This window comes from Enterobacter sp. I4, assembly GCF_022669095.1.
Taxonomy (GTDB): domain Bacteria; phylum Pseudomonadota; class Gammaproteobacteria; order Enterobacterales; family Enterobacteriaceae; genus Enterobacter; species Enterobacter pasteurii.
In genome coordinates, this window is sequence record NZ_JALBUO010000003.1 from 131,255 (window position 1) to 151,109 (window position 19,855).

The following is a 19,855-nucleotide window of genomic DNA, read 5'->3' on the forward strand; positions in this document are numbered from 1 at the left end:
CTCTAAAAAAATACCGGCGCTTAAGCCGGTATTTTATGTGGCGGGTAAAGAAGCGTTACTTCGCCTTCAGCGCAAGCGGATTCAGCTTCACGTCCTTATAGTAGTTCACCCACGAAGAGTATCTCTCCGGCGCGGACCACACGCGGTAGTGAAGCCTTGCCATCGTCACCGGATCGCTCAGCAGTACCAGACGACGGTCGCGGTTAAGCTTTTCTGGCGTCTCGTTCAGCGCCTGCTCAACGTGACGATCGCGGGCGATCTCCAGCACCTGGCTGGCACGGTGACGCGCGGTCGCCATTGCTGTCGCCAGCGCGTTAAATGACGGGTTAAACACGGCGTGCATAAAGCCATCATCGAGCGAGCGTTTGCGGTTCTGCTCCAGATAGGTATCGGTATCAACCAGCACCTGCGGCGGAGAATACTCTTCCGGGATCAGGAACAGCTTCCAGCGCTTGGTGCGCAGGCCCACCGTCGAACGGCTGGAGATCACCGACACAAACGGCGACAGGATCAGCGAGAAGACGATTGGCGCAAGCCAGAACAGGAAACGCAGATCCAGCCATGCCATACCGACCGCCCACACCAGGCCCAGCAGCAGCTGGGAGCCATGGCGCATAAACGCTTCGCTCCACGGCGTAGAGTCATCGTCACGCTGCGGCGAATTCCACACCACTTCCCATCCCAGGAACGCGCTCACCACGAATACCGTATGGAACAGCATGCGCACCGGTGCCAGCAGGACCGAGAACAGCACTTCCAGCAGCAGCGAGAGGGTAACGCGTAAGAAACCGCCGTACTCTTTCGAGCCTTTGCACCAGATCAGAATGATGCTGAGCAGCTTAGGCAGGAACAGCAGCACCATGGTCGAGGCAAACAGCGCAATCGCCAGTTCCGGTCGCCACTGCGGCCACACCGGGAACAGCTGGCGCGGTTGCAGGAAGTACTGCGGTTCCGTCAGGGCATGCACGACCTGCAGCGCGGTGGAGAGCGCCAGGAACATAAACCACAGCGGCGCCGACAGGTAGGACATCACGCCCGTCAGGAACACCGCGCGGTGAACAGGGTGCATCCCTTTCACCAGGAACAGGCGGAAGTTCATCAGGTTACCGTGACACCAGCGGCGGTCACGCTTGAGTTCATCCAGCAGGTTCGGCGGCAGCTCTTCATAGGAGCCCGGCAGATCGTAGGCAATCCAGACGCCCCACCCTGCGCGACGCATCAGCGCAGCTTCCACAAAGTCATGCGACAGAATGGACCCGGCAAACGACCCTTCACCCGGCAGCGGCGCCAGCGCACAGTGCTCGATGAACGGCTTCACGCGGATAATGGCGTTGTGGCCCCAGTAGTGAGATTCACCCAGCTGCCAGAAGTGCAGACCGGCGGTAAACAGCGGTCCGTAGACGCGGGTGGCAAACTGCTGGCAGCGCGCATACAGCGTGTCCATGCCGGACGCCTTAGGCGAGGACTGAATGATACCCGCGTTCGGGTTGGCTTCCATCAGACGGACCAGCCCGCTCAGGCAGTCGCCGCTCATCACGGAGTCCGCATCCAGCACGACCATGTAGCTGTACTGGTTACCCCAGCGACGGCAGAAGTCATCGATGTTCCCGCTCTTACGCTTCACGCGGCGGCGGCGGCGGCGGTAGAAAATCTGCCCTTCACCCTGCACTTCGGCAATCAGCTCCATCCAGGCCTTTTGCTCTGCCACGCAGATGTCCGGGTTGTAGCTGTCGCTCAGGATATAGACGTCGAAATGCGCCGCGTTACCGGTAGCCTTTACGGACTCCCAGGTCGCACGAAGCCCCGCGAATACGCGGTCAACGTCTTCGTTACAGATAGGCATAATCAGCGCGGTACGGTGCTCAGGATTGAGGGGTTCATCCCCGACCGTCGACGCGGAAATGCTGTATTTGTCACGCCCCATCAGCAGCTGCAGGAAGCCCATCAGCGCGGTCCAGAACCCGGCGGAGACCCAGCAGAACAGCACGGCGAACAGCAGGAGGATACCGCTCTGTAAGATATACGGCAGCAGCTGCATGAAGGAGACCCAGATATCCTGGCCAATCATGTCAGCAGGGTTAATCAACGCCCAGCCCTGGTACGGCAGAATAGATTTCATGTACCAGGTGGCGACGACGGTCTGCGCCAGCGTCAGCAGCAGCAGAATGTAGCGACGAATGGTTCCCACGGTACGCCACTTCTGCTCTGACGCCTGCTGCTCTTTGGTCAGACGTGACAGATAGCGCGGCGTAACGTCACGCCCGCGCAGGCGATCCCAGAAGCGACCCACCGGGTTGGTGCGCCACGGATCGGGGAACATGGAGGAACGCGTGGCCTTCGGCATTGCCTGCAGCTGGTCACGCCCTTCGTCATCCTTGATCAACTGCCCTTCCGCCAGCGAGTCCGGCCACGCCTGTTCCAGGCGTGCCTTCACTGACCCCAGCGGCGTGTCATCATCACGAGAAAACGGACGATGTTCGCCATCCAGCGCGGTGTGAACCGCGCGGATGTCGCTCGCAGGGAGTGCCGCTTTTTCAATGTCCGTCAGCGGCATGGCATCAATATATTCAGATGTATTATTCATTGGCAGGTAGCTGGTAGCTCCAGGTTTCACTCAGCGGCTTATCGTTACTGACCAGCGCGGCGCGCATTTCAGTGGTCTGTTTCGGATCCTTCACTTTCACGCGCAGGGTCAAACGCCACCCTTTGGTTACCGGGTTGTAGCGCACGGCATTTTCAACGATTTCACCGTTATCGCCAATGCTGGCCTGTGCCGTCACGGCAGTATCCGGCGCCAGTTTTTTCATATCCTGGCCGGTGAAGTCCACGATGAATGCCAGCGTACCGTCCGGCTGACGAATAAGGTTGGACTGCTTCACATCACCCGTTGAACGACGCGTCTGCATAACGTACGCGTTATCCGGTGCGTGAAGCTTGTCTTCGTCACGGCTGAAGGTGATCGCATATTTGAAGTTCATCTCTTTACCGGCTTCCGGCAGCTGATCCGGCGTCCAGTAAGCCACGATGTTGTCGTTCGTTTCATCGTTGGTTGGAATTTCAACCAGCTCGACCTTGCCTTTACCCCAGTCGCCCTTCGGCGTAACCCAGGCGCTCGGGCGCAGATCGTAGCGGTCATCAAGATCTTCAAAGCGGGAGAACTGACGGCCACGCTGCAGAAGACCAAAGCCCTGCGGGTTTTCCATCGCAAAGCTGCTGACGGCCAGATGTTTCGGGTTGTTCAGCGGACGCCAGATCCACTCGCCGTTACCGGCATGGATGGACAGGCCATTGGAGTCATGCAGCTCGGGACGGAAGTTGGTCGCCGGAGACGGCTGGTTCGGCCCGAACAGGAACATGCTGGTCAACGGCGCAACGCCCAGCTTGCCCACTTTATCGCGCAGGTAAACTTTAGACTGCACGTCCACTACCGTGTCACGCCCTGGCATAATCACGAAGCGATAAGCGCCAGTCGCACGAGGGGAGTCAAGGAGCGCATAGATGGTGAGACGTTTGTCGGTTGGTTTTGGACGTTCGATCCAGAACTCGCGGAAACGCGGAAACTCTTCACCTGATGGCAGCGCGGTATCAATGGCCAGGCCGCGCGCAGAAAGCCCGTACACCTGCCCCGCGCCGATTACGCGGAAGTAGCTGGCGCCAAGCATGCTGACGATTTCGTCGTTTTTATCTTTGCTGTTGATCGGGTAAAGCACCTTGAAGCCTGCGAAGCCGAGGTCTTTCACCGTATCTTTATCGTGTTGCACATTGCCAAAATTGAAATAATCCGGGCTGTACTTGATCTTGCGAACCGAAGTTGCCGTCACTTCATTGATGGCAACAGGCGTGTCGAAGTACATACCCTGATGATAAAATTCAAGCTTGAACGGGGTTTTAATATTGTTCCAGTACGCTTTATCGTGATTGAACTGGATCTGCTGATAGTCCGCGTATTTCATGTCGCGGAAAACGGAGGGCAGGTTACTTTTTGGCGCTTCATAGCTCTTGCCCGCCATCGATTTTGCCTGTTTTGCGACATCATCGATGTTAAAGGCCAGTGCAGATGAGGTATACAGAGACAACAGCACTGCAACACCCAACCAACGCATTTTCATTACTTGTGGTTTATGTTTCATAATAAGTAAGCACTTCCCCCTTTGTGTGCTTATATCGATCCGATCCATTTTAATGGAAACTCAGGCAATCCGACAACATTATCACTGCTTTGTTCAGCTCGCTGGCTCATGGAATAAGCAAATGAAAGAACCCGCTTTTCACTTTGCGTGCTTATCCTGGAGACAGGGTGTCGGTCTTGGTGTAGGGTTGGCTCCGAATGTAACCATTAAGAGCCTTATGGATAAGGCGAAAAGTCTGAGAATGCGCAACGCGATATGAGCACACCCCCTGTAGAACGTGAATATTTCCTCGACTCGATCCGCGCATGGCTGATGCTGTTGGGGATCCCTTTTCACATTTCACTGATTTATTCCAGCCATACCTGGCACGTGAACAGCCAGATGCCTTCGTGGTGGCTTACGCTGTTTAACGATTTTATTCACGCCTTCCGCATGCAGGTGTTTTTCGTTATTTCCGGCTATTTCTCCTACATGCTCTTTTTGCGCTATCCCCTGAAGCGATGGTGGAAGGTCCGCGTGGAGCGCGTTGGGATACCGATGTTGACGGCGATCCCCCTGTTAACGCTGCCGCAGTTTATTATGCTGCAGTACGTCAAAGGGAAGACGGAAAGCTGGCCGAATCTCTCTCTGTATGAAAAATACAACACCCTGGCCTGGGAGCTGATATCTCATCTCTGGTTCCTGCTGGTGCTGGTGGTGCTGACCACGGTAAGCCTCGCGATCTTCAGCTGGCTGCGCCAGCGGACGAGCACAGCATCCCGCACCTTCTTCTCCAGCATCACCCTGGGCAAGCTGTCGCTGCTGTTTTTTGCGCTGGGAATCGCTTATGCGGCCCTCAGGCGCACCCTTTTCATTGTCTACCCGCCCATTCTGAGCGACGGGCTGTTTAATTTTGTGGTGATGCAAACGCTGTTCTACATTCCCTTCTTCCTGATCGGGGCGCTGGCATTCATTCATCCGCGGCTTAAGGCGCTGTTTACTACCCCCTCCCCCTGGTGTGCCGTGGGTGCTGCTCTGGCCTTCGCGGCCTATTTGCTCAATCAGCGCTACGGCAGCGGGGACGCGTGGATGTACGAAACGGAAAGCGTGATAACCATGCTGATGGGCCTGTGGATGGTGAACGTGGTGTTCGCGCTCGGCCATCGCCTGCTGAATTTTAAATCCAGCCGCGTGACCTACTTCGTTAATGCTTCGCTGTTTATCTATCTGGTTCACCACCCGCTGACGCTGTTCTTCGGCGCTTACATCACGCCGCATATTGCGTCAAACGCGCTGGGCTTTTTCACCGGCCTCGTCTTTGTGGTTGGCATTGCCGTTGTGCTGTATGAAATCCACCTGCGGATCCCGCTATTGCGCTTCCTGTTCTCAGGAAAACCACAGGTTAAAGCAGGATAAAAAAACGGCGCCGCAAGGGCGCCGTTTTTGCCTCCCAGACATCAAAATGCCTGGCTGCGCTCGGTCAGCAGCCGTTGATACAGGTCGGCGGTCTCTTCATCGAAACAGACAAAAATGACTTTTTCCGGCATGGGCTTGAGGGAAAGGTAGTGATAAACGGTATTCACGGCGATGGCTGCAGCCGCCTCTTTTGGATAACCGTAAACGCCCGTGCTGATGGCCGGGAATGCCATCGTCTTATACCCGTTATCTGCCGCAAGCCGCAGGCAGTTGCGATACGCCTGCTCCAGAATTTCAGCCTCATGGCGATCTCCCCCGTGCCAGACGGGGCCCACGGTATGGATCACCGCTTTGGCCGGCAGATCGCCCGCCAGCGTAATAACAGCATGCCCCGGCGGGCACTCTCCCTGCTGCTGTCTTACGACCTTACACGCCTCAAGAAGCCGAGGTCCGGCGGCCCGGTGAATGGCACCATCCACGCCGCCCCCACCCAGCAGGGAAGAATTGGCAGCGTTGACGATCACGTCTACGTGCACCGTCGTGATATCGCCATGAACTACGTCGATTTGCGGTCTCATAAACACCCCCTACACCCCGCCTTTTTCATCAGTGTATCGCAGAGGGCGAAGGAGAAAAACCGTCGTACCAGAATCGGCGATTAACGGTAGTCCACCTGAACGACCGCGAGCGTTTTCTGTTCATTCAGGTATTTCATGGTGACGGCGGCCAGATTTGACCGAGATTGATGGCCGCTTAAAGCCTCGTCATAGCTGATGGTTTGCGTGTTGATATGGTTATTATCCGGGCAGGAAATGGAAAGCTGCCGATGCTGCTGAGGAGTGACGTCGCATGGATCGGCCACAATCGCGCCGCGAAAATGAATAATCCCTCCCTTTTCAATCGTGGCTGAATACGCCGGAGAAAAAAAGGCGGACAAGATCAGTCCCATACCGGAAATAATACACGCTGCGGATTTGATCATTATTTGTACTCCTCAATGAAATTCGTCCTTGAGGGGTAAAAACGCTCCGTTATGACCTATGAAGTATCACGTTACGGAACCAAATTGCGGGGTTCTTGATATCAGCATAGCTCACCTTCGCAGGTCCGCCACTTTTATAAATCATTGATTTCATGAATTATTAAAGCGTACTCATCGGCGCGGTCCACTGCTGGGATAAATGAAGCGATTTTCCATCGGTAACGGTGACAATTATTTTTACCGCATCCCCTGAACCCATATTTAAACGTATACGGGTTAAATCAATCGGCTGATTAGCGGGGATAAAAAGGGTATTTTTCTGCCGGGAGATACTTTTCCCAGCCGGCCCCTGGCGTACGGATAAAACGTCGACCCGGCAGCGGCAGGCGTCCACCAGAGTGACCCGCGGAATAATGGCGATCGTTTCGTCCTGCCGTGAGGTATTGAACGTTATCTGGCCTGAAAGCGCGGCCAGGAGAATGAGTGTGCTCATGAGGTCCTCACGAAAAAAAACAGGGCACACGCCCTGTTTTTAGCATGGAGCAGAATCAGTACTGATGCGCGGTGGCGTTGTTGCCGAAGCCAACCTGCTGCACGGTCACCGTTGAACCGGACGCGGTCTGGTCTACAGCCGCGCCGTTACCGCCGCCGAACTGTTTCACGCTGATAACCGAGTCTTTGCTGTTCCACTGGTCAATGGTTGCACTGTTACCAAAGCCTTTTTGCAGCAGATCGATGGAGCTGTCATCAGAGCCCTGCCCTACATCTGCGCCGTTACCGCCACCATGCTGGGTAATGGTCAGTTCAGAGTCTCTGGCATCCGTCTGCAGGGCCAGCGCGGAGTTACCGCCACCGTACTGGTAAATGCTCAGGGTTGAGTCAGGGCCATTATTGCCGCCTCCCCATCCACCGCCGTGGCCGCCGCCAAACTGTGGTACCGCACCTGCGAAAGCACTGCCAGAAACTACGATTGCTGCAATAACTGCCACTTTGAAAAGTTTCATGGTAAACCCCCATCGGATTGATTAAGCCGTCGCGGATGGCTAGCGTTGAATAACGCGAATAGCCATTTGCGACTGTCTCTGTACTACAACTGCTGTTTTCTGCGTACCGTACTGCGTTATATTCGCCCTGTTACCCGAGCCTTTCTGGATAATCATGGCGGTATTACCGAAAGCCCCCTGCTTGATACTCGCATCGTTGCCGTTACCGGACTGATCGATATAAGCAAGGTTATAAGCCCCTGACTGATCGACGTTCGCTCGGTTATTTCCCCCATCCTGAGAAATTACGGACAGTAATTTAGCACCGCCCTGGCGAACATCAGCATTATTCCCGGATCCCTGTTGACCAATAATGGCGGCCTGATTATATGAAGCTTTACTTAATTCATTAATCGCGAAGTTATATTCAGAAACGGCTAAATCTGAAGATCCTGCGATTACAAATCCAGGCGCACCCAGTAATGTAAACATCATAAGCAACGTTTTGTTTTTCATGCTGTCACCCTGGGCCTGGCTATAAAAGAAACGTTTACTCCGTCGTTAACGCGATTCGTTTTGTTAACGCCGCGTTACGAAAAACATTATGTCTGCCGGAAGTTATTTAATATCTCACCCGTGCTTATTATTTTTATATACCGCTTCACCTCAAAGTCGTAAATTTCGCCCCGGAAGCTGCCACGCACGTCAAATGCAGAAACAAGATACTCGCTTTGCCGTTGTACAACGAACAGGCGGACCGTCTAACTTTGGCTGGCCTCCTGCGCATGAAAAAGCACATCCTTTACGATCCGCGTGACGCGAAGCAAGTTTTCTTAAGAAAACCGTCCTGCTTAGAAAGGGCTTACTTTTTTTACGCTTCTCATACCCTCTGCCGGCTGGCCTGCGATAATACAAAGCAATAAACATCAGCCGGTTATAATAGTTTGCATGACGGATAAAATCTGTGCATCATTATTCACCTGTACAACTTTCACATTAACGTAAAATCAATATCTCTCGCGAAATACACATTTTAATATCCAGAGTTACATTCTGTTACAGGATTAACACTTGCTTTAAAGTTTGCAATAGCTAGATTGAAAACAGCAGCACGTTATTTGTTTTTAAATTTACCGCCTCCTCTGGAGGTGGTTTTTAACTACACACAGCAGTGCCACACCTGTCAGTACTTCTGGTTCCTCTTTCAATTACACGAGAGGGCAGCTGCCGGGTGTCATAAATAAAGTGGGGTTTCATCATGTTTAATGAAGTCCATAGCTTACCCGGTCATACGTTATTGTTGATCACCAAACCTTCTTTACAGGCTACAGCGTTGTTGCAGCACTTAAAGCAATGTCTTTCACTGAGCGGGAAACTGCATAATATTCAACGTTCTTTTGATGACATCGCGCCTGGCAGCATCATTTTACTCGATATGATGGAAGCGGATAAAAAACTAATCCATTACTGGCAGGATAATTTAAGCAGGAAAAACAATAATATCCGTTTGCTATTATTGAATACCCCTGATGAGTATCCCTTCCGCGAAATAGAGAGCTGGCCACATATCAACGGCGTATTTTACGTCACTGAAGAAGAGAACCGTGTCGTAGAGGGGTTGCAGAGCATATTGCGCGGAGAGTGTTATTTCTCGCAAAAGCTTGCCAGCTACCTGATTACCCACTCCGGCAATTATCGCTATAACAGTTCAGAATCCGCACTTCTGACGCACCGTGAGAAAGAGATCCTGAACAAACTGCGTATCGGTGCTTCAAATATTGAAATCGCCCGTTCGTTATTTATCAGCGAAAATACGGTTAAGACGCATCTTTATAATCTTTTCAAAAAGATAGCTGTTAAAAATCGCACGCAGGCGGTGTCGTGGGCAAACGATAACCTCAGGCGCTAATAGCATGAAAAGCACGCTGAACTGGATTGCCGCCGCAGGCTTCCTGTTTGCTGTCGGAAGCCTTCAGGCTGTTGAGGTTGAAGTTCCGGGGCTGTTAACCGACCACACCGTTACCTCTGTCGGACACGATTTTTATCGCGCCTTCAGCGATAAGTGGGAAAGCGACTACCCCGGTAATTTAACCATCAACGAGAGGCCCAGCGCGCGCTGGGGAAGCTGGATCACAATAACCGCTAATCAGGACGTTATTTACCAGACCTTTTTATTCCCAACGAAAAGAGACTTCGATCGAAACGTCGCTTTCGCGCTGGCACAAACAGAAGACGCTATTAACCGCCTGCAGTTAGACAAAGCTCTTTTGAGCACCGGCGATTTAGCAAAAGATGAGTTCTAGCAACGATACCTATTTCGGAGGCTGTTATGCGTCTCGCACACACGGTGATTTCGTTAATGCTCATTGCGCCATTAAGCTGGGCCGGAAATATGACCTTTCAGTTCCGCAACCCCAATTTTGGCGGCAACCCGAATAACGGGGCATTTATGCTTAATCAGGCTCAGGCTCAAAACTCGTATAAGGACCCCAGCTATGACGATGATTTCGGTATCGAGACCCCGTCTGCGCTGGATAACTTCACTCAGGCCATCCAGTCGCAAATACTGGGAGGCTTGTTAACCAATATTAATACCGGCAAACCCGGCCGCATGGTGACTAACGACTTTATCGTCGATATTGCCAATAAAGATGGGCAGCTTCAGTTAAATGTGACCGATCGTAAAACCGGAAGAACGTCGACAATCCAGGTTTCCGGCTTGCAGACCAGTTCAACTGATTTCTGAACACCTCCGAAATAAGGACAATCATCATGCAGCGCTTTTTTATTTTAGTTGCGGTGTGCTTATTAAGCGGTTGTTTAACTGCTCCGCCGAAAGAAGCCGCTAAGCCAACGTTAATGCCCCGCGCCCAGAGCTATCGCGACCTGACGCATCTGCCGGTGCCAACCGGGAAGATATTCGTCTCGGTGTATAACATTCAGGACGAAACGGGACAGTTCAAACCGTATCCGGCCAGCAACTTCTCGACGGCCGTCCCGCAGAGCGCAACCGCGATGCTGGTTACCGCCCTGAAAGATTCGCGCTGGTTTATTCCGCTGGAGCGTCAGGGACTGCAAAACCTGCTGAACGAACGAAAAATCATTCGTGCCGCTCAGGAGAATGGGACCGTCGGCGTCAATAACCGCATGCCGCTTCAGTCTCTCACCGCAGCCAATATCATGGTGGAAGGGTCGATTATCGGCTACGAAAGCAACGTGAAATCGGGAGGCGCAGGTGCGCGTTACTTTGGCATTGGAGCCGACACGCAGTATCAGCTGGATCAGATTGCCGTCAGCCTGCGCGTGGTTAACGTGAGTACGGGCGAAATTTTGTCCTCCGTAACCACCAGCAAAACGATACTCTCTTATGAGGTGCAGGCCGGGGTATTCCGCTTTATTGACTACCAGCGTTTGCTGGAGGGCGAAATTGGCTACACCGCCAACGAGCCGGTTATGCTGTGCCTGATGTCGGCCATCGAAACCGGGGTGATTTTCCTGATTAATGACGGTATCGATCGCGGCCTGTGGGATCTTCAGAATAAGAGTGACGTAAGAAATGCGGTACTGGTGAAGTACCGTGAGATGTCGGTGCCGCCGGAATCCTGATCGGCAGCGCTAAAAAAGGCGAGATATCACTCTCGCCTTTTTTTATTCACTTATCGCCGTAACGTTCTGGTGCTTTTCACGTCGGGCTGCAAGCCACAGACCGCTGTTCTTCATGGCATAGCCAAACAGTAATCCCAGCATTACCGAAGGTACCACCAGCTTCCACTCCCCCTGCCCGGCAAAGGTGGCGCAGGCGCCCATAAACGTGCCGGGCACGAAGGAGAGCAGCAGATGTTTTGCCTGAATGCACATCAGGAAGGCCACAACCCCGGTCATGACGTAACCCAGCATCTCGATATGCGGCGCCAGCGCGCTGCCCTTCATGATGACCATCGCCCAGACTACCCCGCTCAGCAGGGTGCAGCCCGAAATAAACAGCCCCTTCAGGCCACCCTGCGGGCAGGCGAAATAGGCCGTGCAGCCCAGGAAACCCGCCCAGCTCAACAAACCGAGAGACACCGCTACCCATCCCCAGATGCCGGAGAGGATGCCTGTCGTGAGTGCAATACAAAGTAATATATTCATGGTGCGCATCTTAGCAGATGCGCACCGGGGAAATGAGATCGGAAGCACATTACGTGCAAGTTGAAATGTATCGTTGCAGGATTTTTGTGACTTAAATCACTCTTCGTTCTCTTCTTCCAGCTCATCCCACATCGCAGCGATGGCATCGCGCGTCAGGGGTGCCAGCGTTCTCCAGAATGGCGAGGTGGCGTGAGCCTCAACTTTGCCAAGGAAAGTGCCGCACCACGGCAGCAGGTACGTGTCGAACAGGGTTTCAATCGCCTCATTCTCATCGTCCCCTGCGTTATCTTCAATCCACGAGGCCGCCAGCAGCAGCGTACCGATATGATCGGCTGGCATATCCGTCAGCGGCATACCGCGTTCTGAAAGAAATGCCCGCACCTCCGCCTCGGTTGCACCTTCCTGCCAGGCAGAACGATACGGCGAAACGCGACACTCTTCCCCCACGAACAGCGCGTTGTAATCGGTTGAAATCTGCTGCATGTCGCAGCTTTTTTGTAAACGTTCAAGCAAATCATCCTGCTCCAGCGGCCAATTCTGCGCCAGTTTACCTTCACGGATCAGGGTAAACAGCGGAACCAGCAGCGGGTCCTGCGGCTGGCGGTAATATAAGGTGCCCAGCACGCGGCAAAGGATGGAAAACTCATTCATGTTTCTGTTCCGTTATTAATTAAAGATCGGCAAATTCATCAATCGGTGCCATGCCGCGCGACTCAAGGAAGTCGAGCATACGCCGCGGCGTGACGTTCAGGATCCGTTCTTCCGGGAAGTTCACGTCCTGCAAAATTTTCAGGCACTCGCTGAAGTCACCCAGCGTGAAGGCGGTGTGTGAATCAGAGCCCAGCGCCACCATCCCACCCGCGTCACGCACGGCCGCCGCCACGGCGCGACAGTTTGCTTCACTGCCCTTGCGCGAGTGAACAAACGAGGAGTTATTAATTTCCAGCGCCACGCGGTGTTTTGCCGCCGCCTGCGCCACGGCCTCAATATCAATCGGGTATTTAGGGTTGCCCGGATGGCTGATAATGTGCACGTTGCCGCTGGCTATGGTGGCGATCATCGCCGCGGTATTGGTGTCTTTATCCTGCGGCGCAAAAACGGGCTCATGAAAACCGGCGAGGATCAGATCTAACGAGGTCAGCATCGGGCCGGTGCAGTCAATTTCACCGTCGATATTTTTGATATTCGCTTCAATGCCGCGCAGTATCCCGATGCCGTCTACCAGACGAGGCCAGATACGCATATTCACAAAATGCCAGTAGTGCGGCGCATCCGCCATATCCGGGCCGTGATCGGTTATCGCAAACAGCTTAATGCCCTTAAGCTTCGCCTGAGCGATATAATCATGGAGGTTGCTGTAAGCGTGGGTGCTGGCGACGGTATGCATATGCAGGTCAACGGGATACATCTTTCTCTCCTCTGCGTTTTTTCCAAAGGATAGCAGTTATCAGCGGCGAATATTAGCAAAAACCCGGCGAATGCCGGGTTTCTCTCAGTAGCCTCGCTGTCTGTCGACCTGTCCGGTCACCGCGTTGCCCTTCTCTATCTCGCTGATGGTATGCGAGATATACGCTACGGCCTCTGCCGGACGCGTCACGGCCGCAACATGTGGCGTCATCGCCACGCGGGGGTGAGCCCAGAGCGGGCTTTCCGCCGGCAGCGGTTCGCGGCTATAAACATCGAGCATTGCGCCTTTCAGCTTACCGCTGTCCAGCGCGTTCAGCAGATCGTCCTCTACAACGTGCACCCCGCGCGCCAGGTTCATCAGGTAGCTCTGGTCAGCCAGCTGGCTGAGGAGCGCACCGTTAATAATGCCAACCGTCTCCGCCGTATTTGGCAGCAGGTTAATGAGGACACGCGTCTGTTTCAGGAACGCGGGGAGTTCGTCCATGCCGGCAAAGCTCTCTACGCCCGGGTAATTCTTGCGGCTGCGGCTCCAGCAGCGCAGCGGGAAGCCCCACGGCGCGAGCGCTTCTGCCACTTTTGAGCCTAATACCCCTGCCCCGAGGATGCCGATGGTAAAATCTTCACGCTGATAGTCCGGGAGCGGTTCCCAGTGGGCCTTCTGCTTAAACGCCTGATAATCGTCGAAGCGGCGGAACCAGTGCAGCACCTGGCTCACGGCATATTCCTGCATCTGCTGGCCCATGCCGGTATCTTCCAGCCGGAACAGGGGAATATCCTCCGCCAGCATTTCCGGGTGTGCCTTCAGCTTACTTAAAATGGAATCCACGCCAGCGCCGAGGGCAAACACCGCCTTCAGCCTGCGCCCCTGAAGCATTTCAACCGGCGGATGCCAGACGAGGGCGTAGTCGGCATGTTCATTATCGCCCCGCTTCCACTCGCGAACGCGTGCGTCAGGCAGTGCAGCCGCGATCGCGTCAATCCAGTAAGCGGTATCAAAAGTGGGGTGATAGAAGATAATATCCATAGTCATTCCTGCCTTTTTTGCGCGGTTTTATTTTCATTTTCAACTGGATTGCCAGCATAACAAATTTAACGGGAAACCGCGTTGCTGATAAAAGAGGCGCTTTTCGCACATTTCGGAATCAGGTTGCCTGAAGTTTGTCTAAACGCGCTAAATTACTGAAAAAGTGAGTTGACGGCAGTACGGCTTTTCCTTACATTAGCGCCCGTCCCGACAACAACGGGATGACAATATGGTGAGGTGTCCGAGTGGCTGAAGGAGCACGCCTGGAAAGTGTGTATACGGCAACGTATCGGGGGTTCGAATCCCCCCCTCACCGCCATATTTAAAGAAGAGCTCGTACGAAAGTACGGGCTTTTTTTTCGCATATTGCACGCCTGTGGGGGGATGAGAATCCCCGACCGGGGTTCGACAACTGGCGCAGCCAGTTGGACAGACTGCGAGCGCAGCGAACAGGCTGCCCGCAGGGCGAGCGAAGCGAGTCAATCCCCCCTCACCGCCATATTTAAAGAAGAGCTCGCATGAAAATGCGGGCTTTTTTTTCGCATATTGCACGCCTGCGGGGGGGATGAGACCCCCCGACCGGGGTTCGACAACTGGCGACAGCCAGTTGGACAGACTGAGAGCGCAGCGAACAGGCTGCCCGCAGGGCGAGCAAAGCGAGTCAATCCCCCCCTCACCGCCATATTTAAAGAAGAGCTCGTACGAAAGTACGGGCTTTTTTTTCATATATTGCAAGCCTGTGGGGGGATGAGAATCCCCGACCGGGGTTCGACAACTGGCGCAGCCAGTTGGACAGACTGCGAGCGCAGCGAACAGGCTGCCCGCAGGGCGAGCGAAGCGAGTCAATCCTCCCCTCACCCTAACCCTCTCCCCAGAGGGGAGAGGGGATAGTTAGGTGCTCGCATTCAGTTGTCCCCCCTGGAACCGTTACTCCTCCACCATCCGGGCATATTCTTCCGTTAGAAAATCCACCAGCGTCCTGACCGACGGCAGTAAACCGCGCCGGGAAGGATATACTGCGTGAATCACTTCCCGTCTTGGCTCCCATGCGTTCAGCACCCGAACCAGTTCCCCTGACGCAAGCTGATCTTTCACCATCAAAATCGGCAGCTGCACCACGCCCACGCCCGCCATCGCCGCTTCCCGCAGCGCCAGCATGTCGGTCGTCACCAGGCGCGGCGTAAAGTGGACCTCTGCTTTCGCCCCCTCCGGCCCGCTCAGATCCCACTTATGCAGGTGCCTGCCGGCCCCCATACTTAACCCCGGCCATTTGCTGAGTTCAGAGGGCATCGACGGGCTACCCATCCGTTCAATCAGGGACGGTCCGGCAACCAGGCAGTGTCCCCTGTCAGCCAGCACCCTTAACACCAAATCGCTGTCGTCAAACGGACGCGGGCGAACGCGGATCGCCACATCCACTCCCTCACCGACCAGATCGACCCGGCGGTTGGTCGCTTCCAGCTGGAGGTTAATCCCCGGATAGCGTGCCATAAACGTTGCCAGCATTGGCCCCACGTGAACGTGCAGTAACGTCACCGGACAGGCGATCCTGACCATACCGCGCGGTTCAGCCTGTAAGGCAGCCACGGCCTCCTCCGCCGCTTCGGCCTCTACCAGCATCGCTTTACAGTGCTGATAAAACGTCTGCCCCACCTCAGTCACCGTAAACTGCCGCGTGGTGCGCTGTATCAACCGAACGCCGAGCCGCTCCTCGAGCTGCGCTATCCGGCGACTCAGTTTGGATTTAGGCTGATCCAGCGCTCGCCCTGCCGCCGCAAACCCACCATGGTCCACCACCTTCACGAACCACACGAAATCATTGAGATCCTGCATATGCCCCCATTGTTCCATTTGAAGAACAGTGAATGTCATTTTCGCTATCTACCGGGATATTAACCCTGAATATAAGCTAATTACATCAACAGAACATCAGGAGTTAATCATGAAAAACGTAACCGGCGTTTATACCGCACCTCGTCCGCACTGGGTCGGCGACGGTTTTCCCGTTCGTTCGATGTTTTCTTACCAGACGCATGGCGAAACGCTAAGCCCGTTTCTGCTGCTGGATTACGCCGGACCTCACGTCTTCCCGGCGGATGGCGTAAAACGCGGCGTGGGCGAGCATCCTCATCGCGGCTTTGAAACGGTCACCATCGTCTACGCCGGTGAGGTAGAGCATCGTGACTCCACCGGCATAGGCGGCGTAATTGGCCCGGGAGACGTGCAGTGGATGACGGCTGGCGCAGGCATTCTGCACGAGGAGTTCCACTCCGGCGCGTTCGCGCAGAAAGGCGGCGAACTGAAAATGATGCAGCTGTGGGTCAACCTGCCCGCCAAAGACAAGATGGCGACGCCGGGCTACCAGAGCATCACTCGGGCGGATATCCCGTCGGTTACCCTGCCGGATAACAGCGGAACGCTACGCGTCATCGCTGGCCGCTATGAAGATGTGACCGGCCCGGCTCATACCTTCTCGCCGCTGAACGTGTGGGATCTCTCGCTGAATCAGGGCAGCCATCTGACGCTCCATCAGCCAGAGGGCTGGAGCGCGGCGCTGGTTGTCGTTGAGGGCAGCGTGACGGTAAATGGCGCCACGCCGGCGGGTGAAGCGCAGCTGGTCGTGCTAAGCCAGAGCGGTGACAAGCTGCATCTCGAAGCCAGCAGCGACGCGAAGGTGCTGCTGATGGCCGGGGAGCCGCTGAATGAACCGATTGTCGGCTATGGCCCGTTTGTGATGAACAGTAAAACCGAAATCGCCGAGGCAATTCGCGATTTCAACTCCGGCCGCTTTGGCCAGATCTGAACGTAATAAAGGAGCGCATTATGTCTACCCCTGCAAACTTCAACGGTGCACGTCCCGTTATTGACGTAAATGATGCAGTCATGCTGCTTATCGATCACCAGAGCGGGCTGTTCCAGACCGTTGGCGACATGCCAATGCCCGAGCTGCGCGCCCGTGCGGCGGCGCTGGCAAAAATTGCCTCGCTGGCGAAGCTCCCGGTGATCACCACGGCGTCGGTGCCACAGGGACCAAACGGCCCGCTTATCCCGGAGATCCACGCCAACGCGCCGCACGCGCAGTACGTTGCGCGTAAGGGTGAGATCAACGCCTGGGATAACCCGGAGTTTGTGGCGGCGGTAAAAGCCACGGGGCGTAAAACGCTGATTATCGCGGGCACTATCACCAGCGTCTGCATGGCTTTTCCCTCTATCAGCGCGGTGGCGGATGGCTACAAAGTGTTTGCGGTAATAGATGCGTCTGGCACCTACAGCAGGATGGCCCAGGAGATCACTCTTGCCCGCGTGGTGCAGGCAGGCGTGGTGCCGATGGATACGGCAGCCGTTGCTTCCGAGATTCAGCGGACATGGAATCGTGAAGATGCGGCTGAATGGGCTGAGGTTTACACGCATATCTTCCCGGCCTACCAGCTGCTCATCGAAAGCTACGGCAAAGCGCAGGACGTGGTGAAAAACAGCGAAGTGCTCGATTCACAGCGTTAATCCTACGCTGTGCGGCAAAAGCTGATTAAGGCTTAACCGAACAGGCACGAATGCAGAAAATCTGCTTGACCGTTCTGGCGCAACTCCCTATAGTAGCGCCCCGTTGCCCCCCAAGCGGTCAGGCAGCAAAACAATATGGTGAGGTGTCCGAGTGGCTGAAGGAGCACGCCTGGAAAGTGTGTATACGGCAACGTATCGGGGGTTCGAATCCCCCCCTCACCGCCATATTTTAAGAAGAGCTCGTACGAAAGTACGGGCTTTTTTTTCGCATATAGCACGCCTGTGGGGGGGATGAGAACCCCCGACCGGGGTTCGACAACTGGCGACAGCCAGTTGGACAGACTGAGAGCGCAGCGAACAGGCTGCCCGCAGGGCGAGCGAAGCGAGTCAATCCCCCCCCGGTGCGAACTCAGCCGCCTCACTTATAAAAAAGCCCGTGCGTTGGCACGGGCTTTTTTATTTTAATCCTCAGCTATTCAACTTCCCTGCCGGCTGCTTTCCTTCAGGAGATGCGACCTGCCCAGGCTGAGCACCCCCCTCATCCCTGCGCTCCCCCAGCCAGTAATCCGCATTTTTGATCCCAAGCCGAACCGGATCAAACTGCGGATCAAGCCCCTGCGCGTTCTGGGTTTCATAATCCTTCAGGCTGGCAAAGGCTTTTTTATGCAGGAGGACAATGGCAATAATGTTGAGCCATGCCATCAGCCCTACCCCGATATCCCCTAATCCCCATGCCAGATCCGCGGTGCGGATTGTGCCATATACCGTGGACGCCATCAGACATAATTTAAGCAGGAATGTCAGCCACGGGCGGTGAATTTTACGGTTGATGTAGGCGATATTGGTTTCGGCGATATAGTAATAGGCAATGATGGTGGTGAAGGCAAAGAAGAACAGCGCGATAGCGACAAAGTAATTGCCAAAGCCCGGCATCATACTTTCCATCGCCGTCTGCACATAGCCGGGACCGGCCGCGACGCCCGAAATACCGGTATAAAGCGCCGCGCCGTCAACGCCCTGGACATTATACAGCCCGGTGATCAGCAGCATAAATCCGGTCGCGGAGCAGACAAACAGCGTATCGATATAAACGGAGAATGCCTGAACCAGCCCCTGCTTCACCGGATGGCTCACTGCCGCCGCCGAGGATGCATGCGGTCCGGTACCCTGCGCCGCCTCGTTGGAATATACGCCGCGCTTAACGCCCCACATAATAGCCTGGCCCAGGATTGCACCAAACCCCGCTTCGAGGCCGAAGGCACTTTTCCAGATCAGCAGAATAACGGAAGGCAGTTTTTCAATATTGATGGCGATAATAACGCAGGCAACAATAATATAGCCGAGTGCCATAAACGGAACCACCATGCTGCTAAAGCTGGCGATCCTTTTCACACCGCCGAAAATAATGAAGCTTAACAGCACAGCCAGCAATGCTGCCGTGACGTTTGGGTTAAGGCCGAAGGCAATATCCAGGCTGGCGGCAATGGAGTTTGCCTGAACGCCCGGCAGTAATAATCCGCAGGAGAAAATGGTGACGATAGCAAATAACCATGCGTACCACTTTACCCCCAGCCCTTTCTCAATATAAAAGGCGGGGCCACCACGATATTCACCGTTAATTTTTTCTTTATATACCTGCCCTAACGTGGACTCTACAAATGCAGAGCTGGCGCCCAAAAACGCCACTACCCACATCCAGAAAAGCGCGCCCGGCCCACCAAAGGTAATGGCGGTGGCCACACCGGCTATGTTCCCGGTACCCACGCGCCCCGCCAGCGTCATCGTCAGCGCCTGAAACGACGATACGCCGGCATCGGTAGCCCCACCCTGAAACATAAGGGTAATCATATGTTTTATATGGCGTAACTGCAGAAAACGACTACGCAGTGAAAAATAGAGGCCAACACCCAGACATAAAAAAATTAACGCCGGGCTCCAGATAACACCGTTAATTGCACTAACCAGTTCGTTCATGTATGACCCTCAGCGTGATGTGCCAGGGAAAATGCTCCCCTGGTGTATTTCTTCTTAGAATTGTGTTTGAACAAGTACGAAACATAGATAATTAACCAGAAGACACCAACTTAATTTTTACGCTTTAGCAATGTTCTGTGACAACATTCACGTTTAAATTTAGCGCAACAATTAGCACGATCATTATATTCACAGATATTTTGTGGGTATTATAAATACATATCACACTTCTGCGCTTTTTATAAAACCGACCTCCGCAAAATAATACGTAAACCCCGCCCCGTTCGACAGGAAATTAATATGAGCTAAGCGGAGAATTATATTATAA

General features: G+C 54.3%; 20 protein-coding genes, 2 tRNA genes and 2 other RNA genes. 11 read left to right on the forward strand and 13 right to left on the reverse strand.

Going from position 1 to position 19,855, the window contains the following annotated elements:
* Positions 1-55: 55 nt before the first annotated feature.
* Together mdoH and mdoG are read right to left on the reverse strand one after the other, a co-directional pair.
* Positions 56-2,584 carry a glucans biosynthesis glucosyltransferase MdoH gene (mdoH, locus tag MOQ06_RS19885; RefSeq protein WP_176610646.1) on the reverse strand — a complete coding sequence of 843 codons (2,529 nt, stop codon included), beginning with the start codon at positions 2,582-2,584 and terminating at the stop codon, positions 56-58.
* Positions 2,577-4,130, reverse strand: coding sequence for a glucans biosynthesis protein MdoG (mdoG, locus tag MOQ06_RS19890; protein ID WP_242174541.1), 1,554 nt, complete (start codon positions 4,128-4,130; stop codon positions 2,577-2,579). The genes mdoH and mdoG overlap by 8 nt, the downstream gene beginning before the upstream one ends.
* A gap of 255 nt (positions 4,131-4,385) precedes the next feature.
* On the opposite strand from mdoG, the gene mdoC reads away from it, so the two are divergent.
* Complete coding sequence (gene mdoC, locus MOQ06_RS19895; protein WP_242174542.1) at positions 4,386-5,525, forward strand: glucans biosynthesis protein MdoC; 1,140 nt, start codon at positions 4,386-4,388, stop codon at positions 5,523-5,525.
* A gap of 41 nt (positions 5,526-5,566) precedes the next feature.
* Here the strand turns inward: mdoC and ymdB are convergent, their stop codons facing one another.
* From ymdB to csgB, 5 genes are all read right to left on the reverse strand, one after another.
* The gene (gene ymdB, locus MOQ06_RS19900) at positions 5,567-6,103 is read right to left on the reverse strand and encodes an O-acetyl-ADP-ribose deacetylase (protein ID WP_176610648.1); all 537 of its coding nucleotides are present in this window, start codon (positions 6,101-6,103) and stop codon (positions 5,567-5,569) included.
* A gap of 80 nt (positions 6,104-6,183) precedes the next feature.
* Positions 6,184-6,507 carry a type 1 fimbrial protein gene (locus tag MOQ06_RS19905; RefSeq protein WP_148421776.1) on the reverse strand — a complete coding sequence of 108 codons (324 nt, stop codon included), beginning with the start codon at positions 6,505-6,507 and terminating at the stop codon, positions 6,184-6,186.
* 160 nt (positions 6,508-6,667) lie between these two features.
* Positions 6,668-7,000: a curli assembly chaperone CsgC gene (gene csgC, locus MOQ06_RS19910; protein ID WP_242174543.1), complete on the reverse strand. Its 333-nt coding sequence runs from the start codon at positions 6,998-7,000 to the stop codon at positions 6,668-6,670.
* Positions 7,001-7,055: 55 nt separating this feature from the next.
* Complete coding sequence (gene csgA, locus MOQ06_RS19915) at positions 7,056-7,511, reverse strand: curli major subunit CsgA (protein WP_148421778.1); 456 nt, start codon at positions 7,509-7,511, stop codon at positions 7,056-7,058.
* 39 nt (positions 7,512-7,550) lie between these two features.
* Positions 7,551-8,006, reverse strand: a complete 456-nt coding sequence (gene csgB / locus MOQ06_RS19920; RefSeq protein WP_242174544.1) for a curli minor subunit CsgB — start codon at positions 8,004-8,006, stop codon at positions 7,551-7,553.
* A gap of 742 nt (positions 8,007-8,748) precedes the next feature.
* Between csgB and csgD the strand changes: the two genes are divergently transcribed.
* From csgD to csgG, 4 genes are read left to right on the forward strand one after another with little or no spacing between them, the layout of a single operon-like run.
* Positions 8,749-9,399 (forward strand): biofilm master transcriptional regulator CsgD, encoded by a 651-nt coding sequence (csgD, locus tag MOQ06_RS19925; RefSeq protein WP_176610651.1) that lies wholly within the window; start codon positions 8,749-8,751, stop codon positions 9,397-9,399.
* 4 nt (positions 9,400-9,403) lie between these two features.
* On the forward strand, positions 9,404-9,793 hold the full coding sequence (gene csgE, locus MOQ06_RS19930; protein WP_148421781.1) for a curli production assembly/transport protein CsgE: 390 nt from the start codon (positions 9,404-9,406) through the stop codon (positions 9,791-9,793).
* A gap of 26 nt (positions 9,794-9,819) precedes the next feature.
* Positions 9,820-10,236 (forward strand): curli production assembly/transport protein CsgF, encoded by a 417-nt coding sequence (gene csgF, locus MOQ06_RS19935; RefSeq protein WP_006809295.1) that lies wholly within the window; start codon positions 9,820-9,822, stop codon positions 10,234-10,236.
* A 26-nt stretch (positions 10,237-10,262) separates the two neighbouring features.
* Positions 10,263-11,096 (forward strand): curli production assembly/transport protein CsgG, encoded by an 834-nt coding sequence (gene csgG, locus MOQ06_RS19940; RefSeq protein WP_148421783.1) that lies wholly within the window; start codon positions 10,263-10,265, stop codon positions 11,094-11,096.
* A 42-nt stretch (positions 11,097-11,138) separates the two neighbouring features.
* Here the strand turns inward: csgG and MOQ06_RS19945 are convergent, their stop codons facing one another.
* The 4 genes from MOQ06_RS19945 to ghrA all read right to left on the reverse strand — a co-directional run bounded on the left by MOQ06_RS19945 (position 11,139) and on the right by ghrA (position 14,052).
* Positions 11,139-11,621, reverse strand: a complete 483-nt coding sequence (locus MOQ06_RS19945; RefSeq protein WP_242174545.1) for a DUF1097 domain-containing protein — start codon at positions 11,619-11,621, stop codon at positions 11,139-11,141.
* Between the two features lie 96 nt (positions 11,622-11,717).
* A complete protein-coding gene (locus tag MOQ06_RS19950; protein WP_148421787.1) occupies positions 11,718-12,272 on the reverse strand; it encodes a molecular chaperone in 555 nt (184 codons plus the stop codon).
* 19 nt (positions 12,273-12,291) lie between these two features.
* Complete coding sequence (locus MOQ06_RS19955; RefSeq protein WP_193356314.1) at positions 12,292-13,029, reverse strand: phosphatase; 738 nt, start codon at positions 13,027-13,029, stop codon at positions 12,292-12,294.
* Positions 13,030-13,113: 84 nt separating this feature from the next.
* Positions 13,114-14,052 (reverse strand): glyoxylate/hydroxypyruvate reductase GhrA, encoded by a 939-nt coding sequence (ghrA, locus tag MOQ06_RS19960; RefSeq protein WP_242174546.1) that lies wholly within the window; start codon positions 14,050-14,052, stop codon positions 13,114-13,116.
* Between the two features lie 231 nt (positions 14,053-14,283).
* Here ghrA and MOQ06_RS19965 point away from each other — a divergent pair.
* From MOQ06_RS19965 to MOQ06_RS19975, 3 genes are all read left to right on the forward strand, one after another.
* Positions 14,284-14,371: transfer RNA gene (locus tag MOQ06_RS19965), tRNA-Ser, on the forward strand.
* A 44-nt stretch (positions 14,372-14,415) separates the two neighbouring features.
* Positions 14,416-14,551: non-coding RNA, RtT sRNA (locus MOQ06_RS19970), on the forward strand.
* Positions 14,552-14,596: 45 nt separating this feature from the next.
* A non-coding RNA gene (locus tag MOQ06_RS19975) (RtT sRNA) lies at positions 14,597-14,734 on the forward strand.
* Positions 14,735-14,979: 245 nt separating this feature from the next.
* Here the strand turns inward: MOQ06_RS19975 and MOQ06_RS19980 are convergent.
* Positions 14,980-15,885 carry a LysR family transcriptional regulator gene (locus tag MOQ06_RS19980; RefSeq protein WP_242174547.1) on the reverse strand — a complete coding sequence of 302 codons (906 nt, stop codon included), beginning with the start codon at positions 15,883-15,885 and terminating at the stop codon, positions 14,980-14,982.
* Between the two features lie 109 nt (positions 15,886-15,994).
* On the opposite strand from MOQ06_RS19980, the gene MOQ06_RS19985 reads away from it, so the two are divergent.
* From MOQ06_RS19985 to MOQ06_RS19995, 3 genes are all read left to right on the forward strand, one after another.
* On the forward strand, positions 15,995-16,855 hold the full coding sequence (locus MOQ06_RS19985) for a pirin family protein (RefSeq protein ID WP_242174550.1): 861 nt from the start codon (positions 15,995-15,997) through the stop codon (positions 16,853-16,855).
* 20 nt (positions 16,856-16,875) lie between these two features.
* Positions 16,876-17,553: an isochorismatase family protein gene (locus tag MOQ06_RS19990; protein WP_242174552.1), complete on the forward strand. Its 678-nt coding sequence runs from the start codon at positions 16,876-16,878 to the stop codon at positions 17,551-17,553.
* 137 nt (positions 17,554-17,690) lie between these two features.
* Positions 17,691-17,778 (forward strand) — tRNA-Ser (locus MOQ06_RS19995).
* A gap of 243 nt (positions 17,779-18,021) precedes the next feature.
* On the opposite strand, the gene MOQ06_RS20000 is transcribed toward MOQ06_RS19995, so the two are convergent.
* On the reverse strand, positions 18,022-19,527 hold the full coding sequence (locus tag MOQ06_RS20000; RefSeq protein ID WP_242174553.1) for an alanine/glycine:cation symporter family protein: 1,506 nt from the start codon (positions 19,525-19,527) through the stop codon (positions 18,022-18,024).
* Between the last annotated feature and the right edge of the window lie 328 nt (positions 19,528-19,855).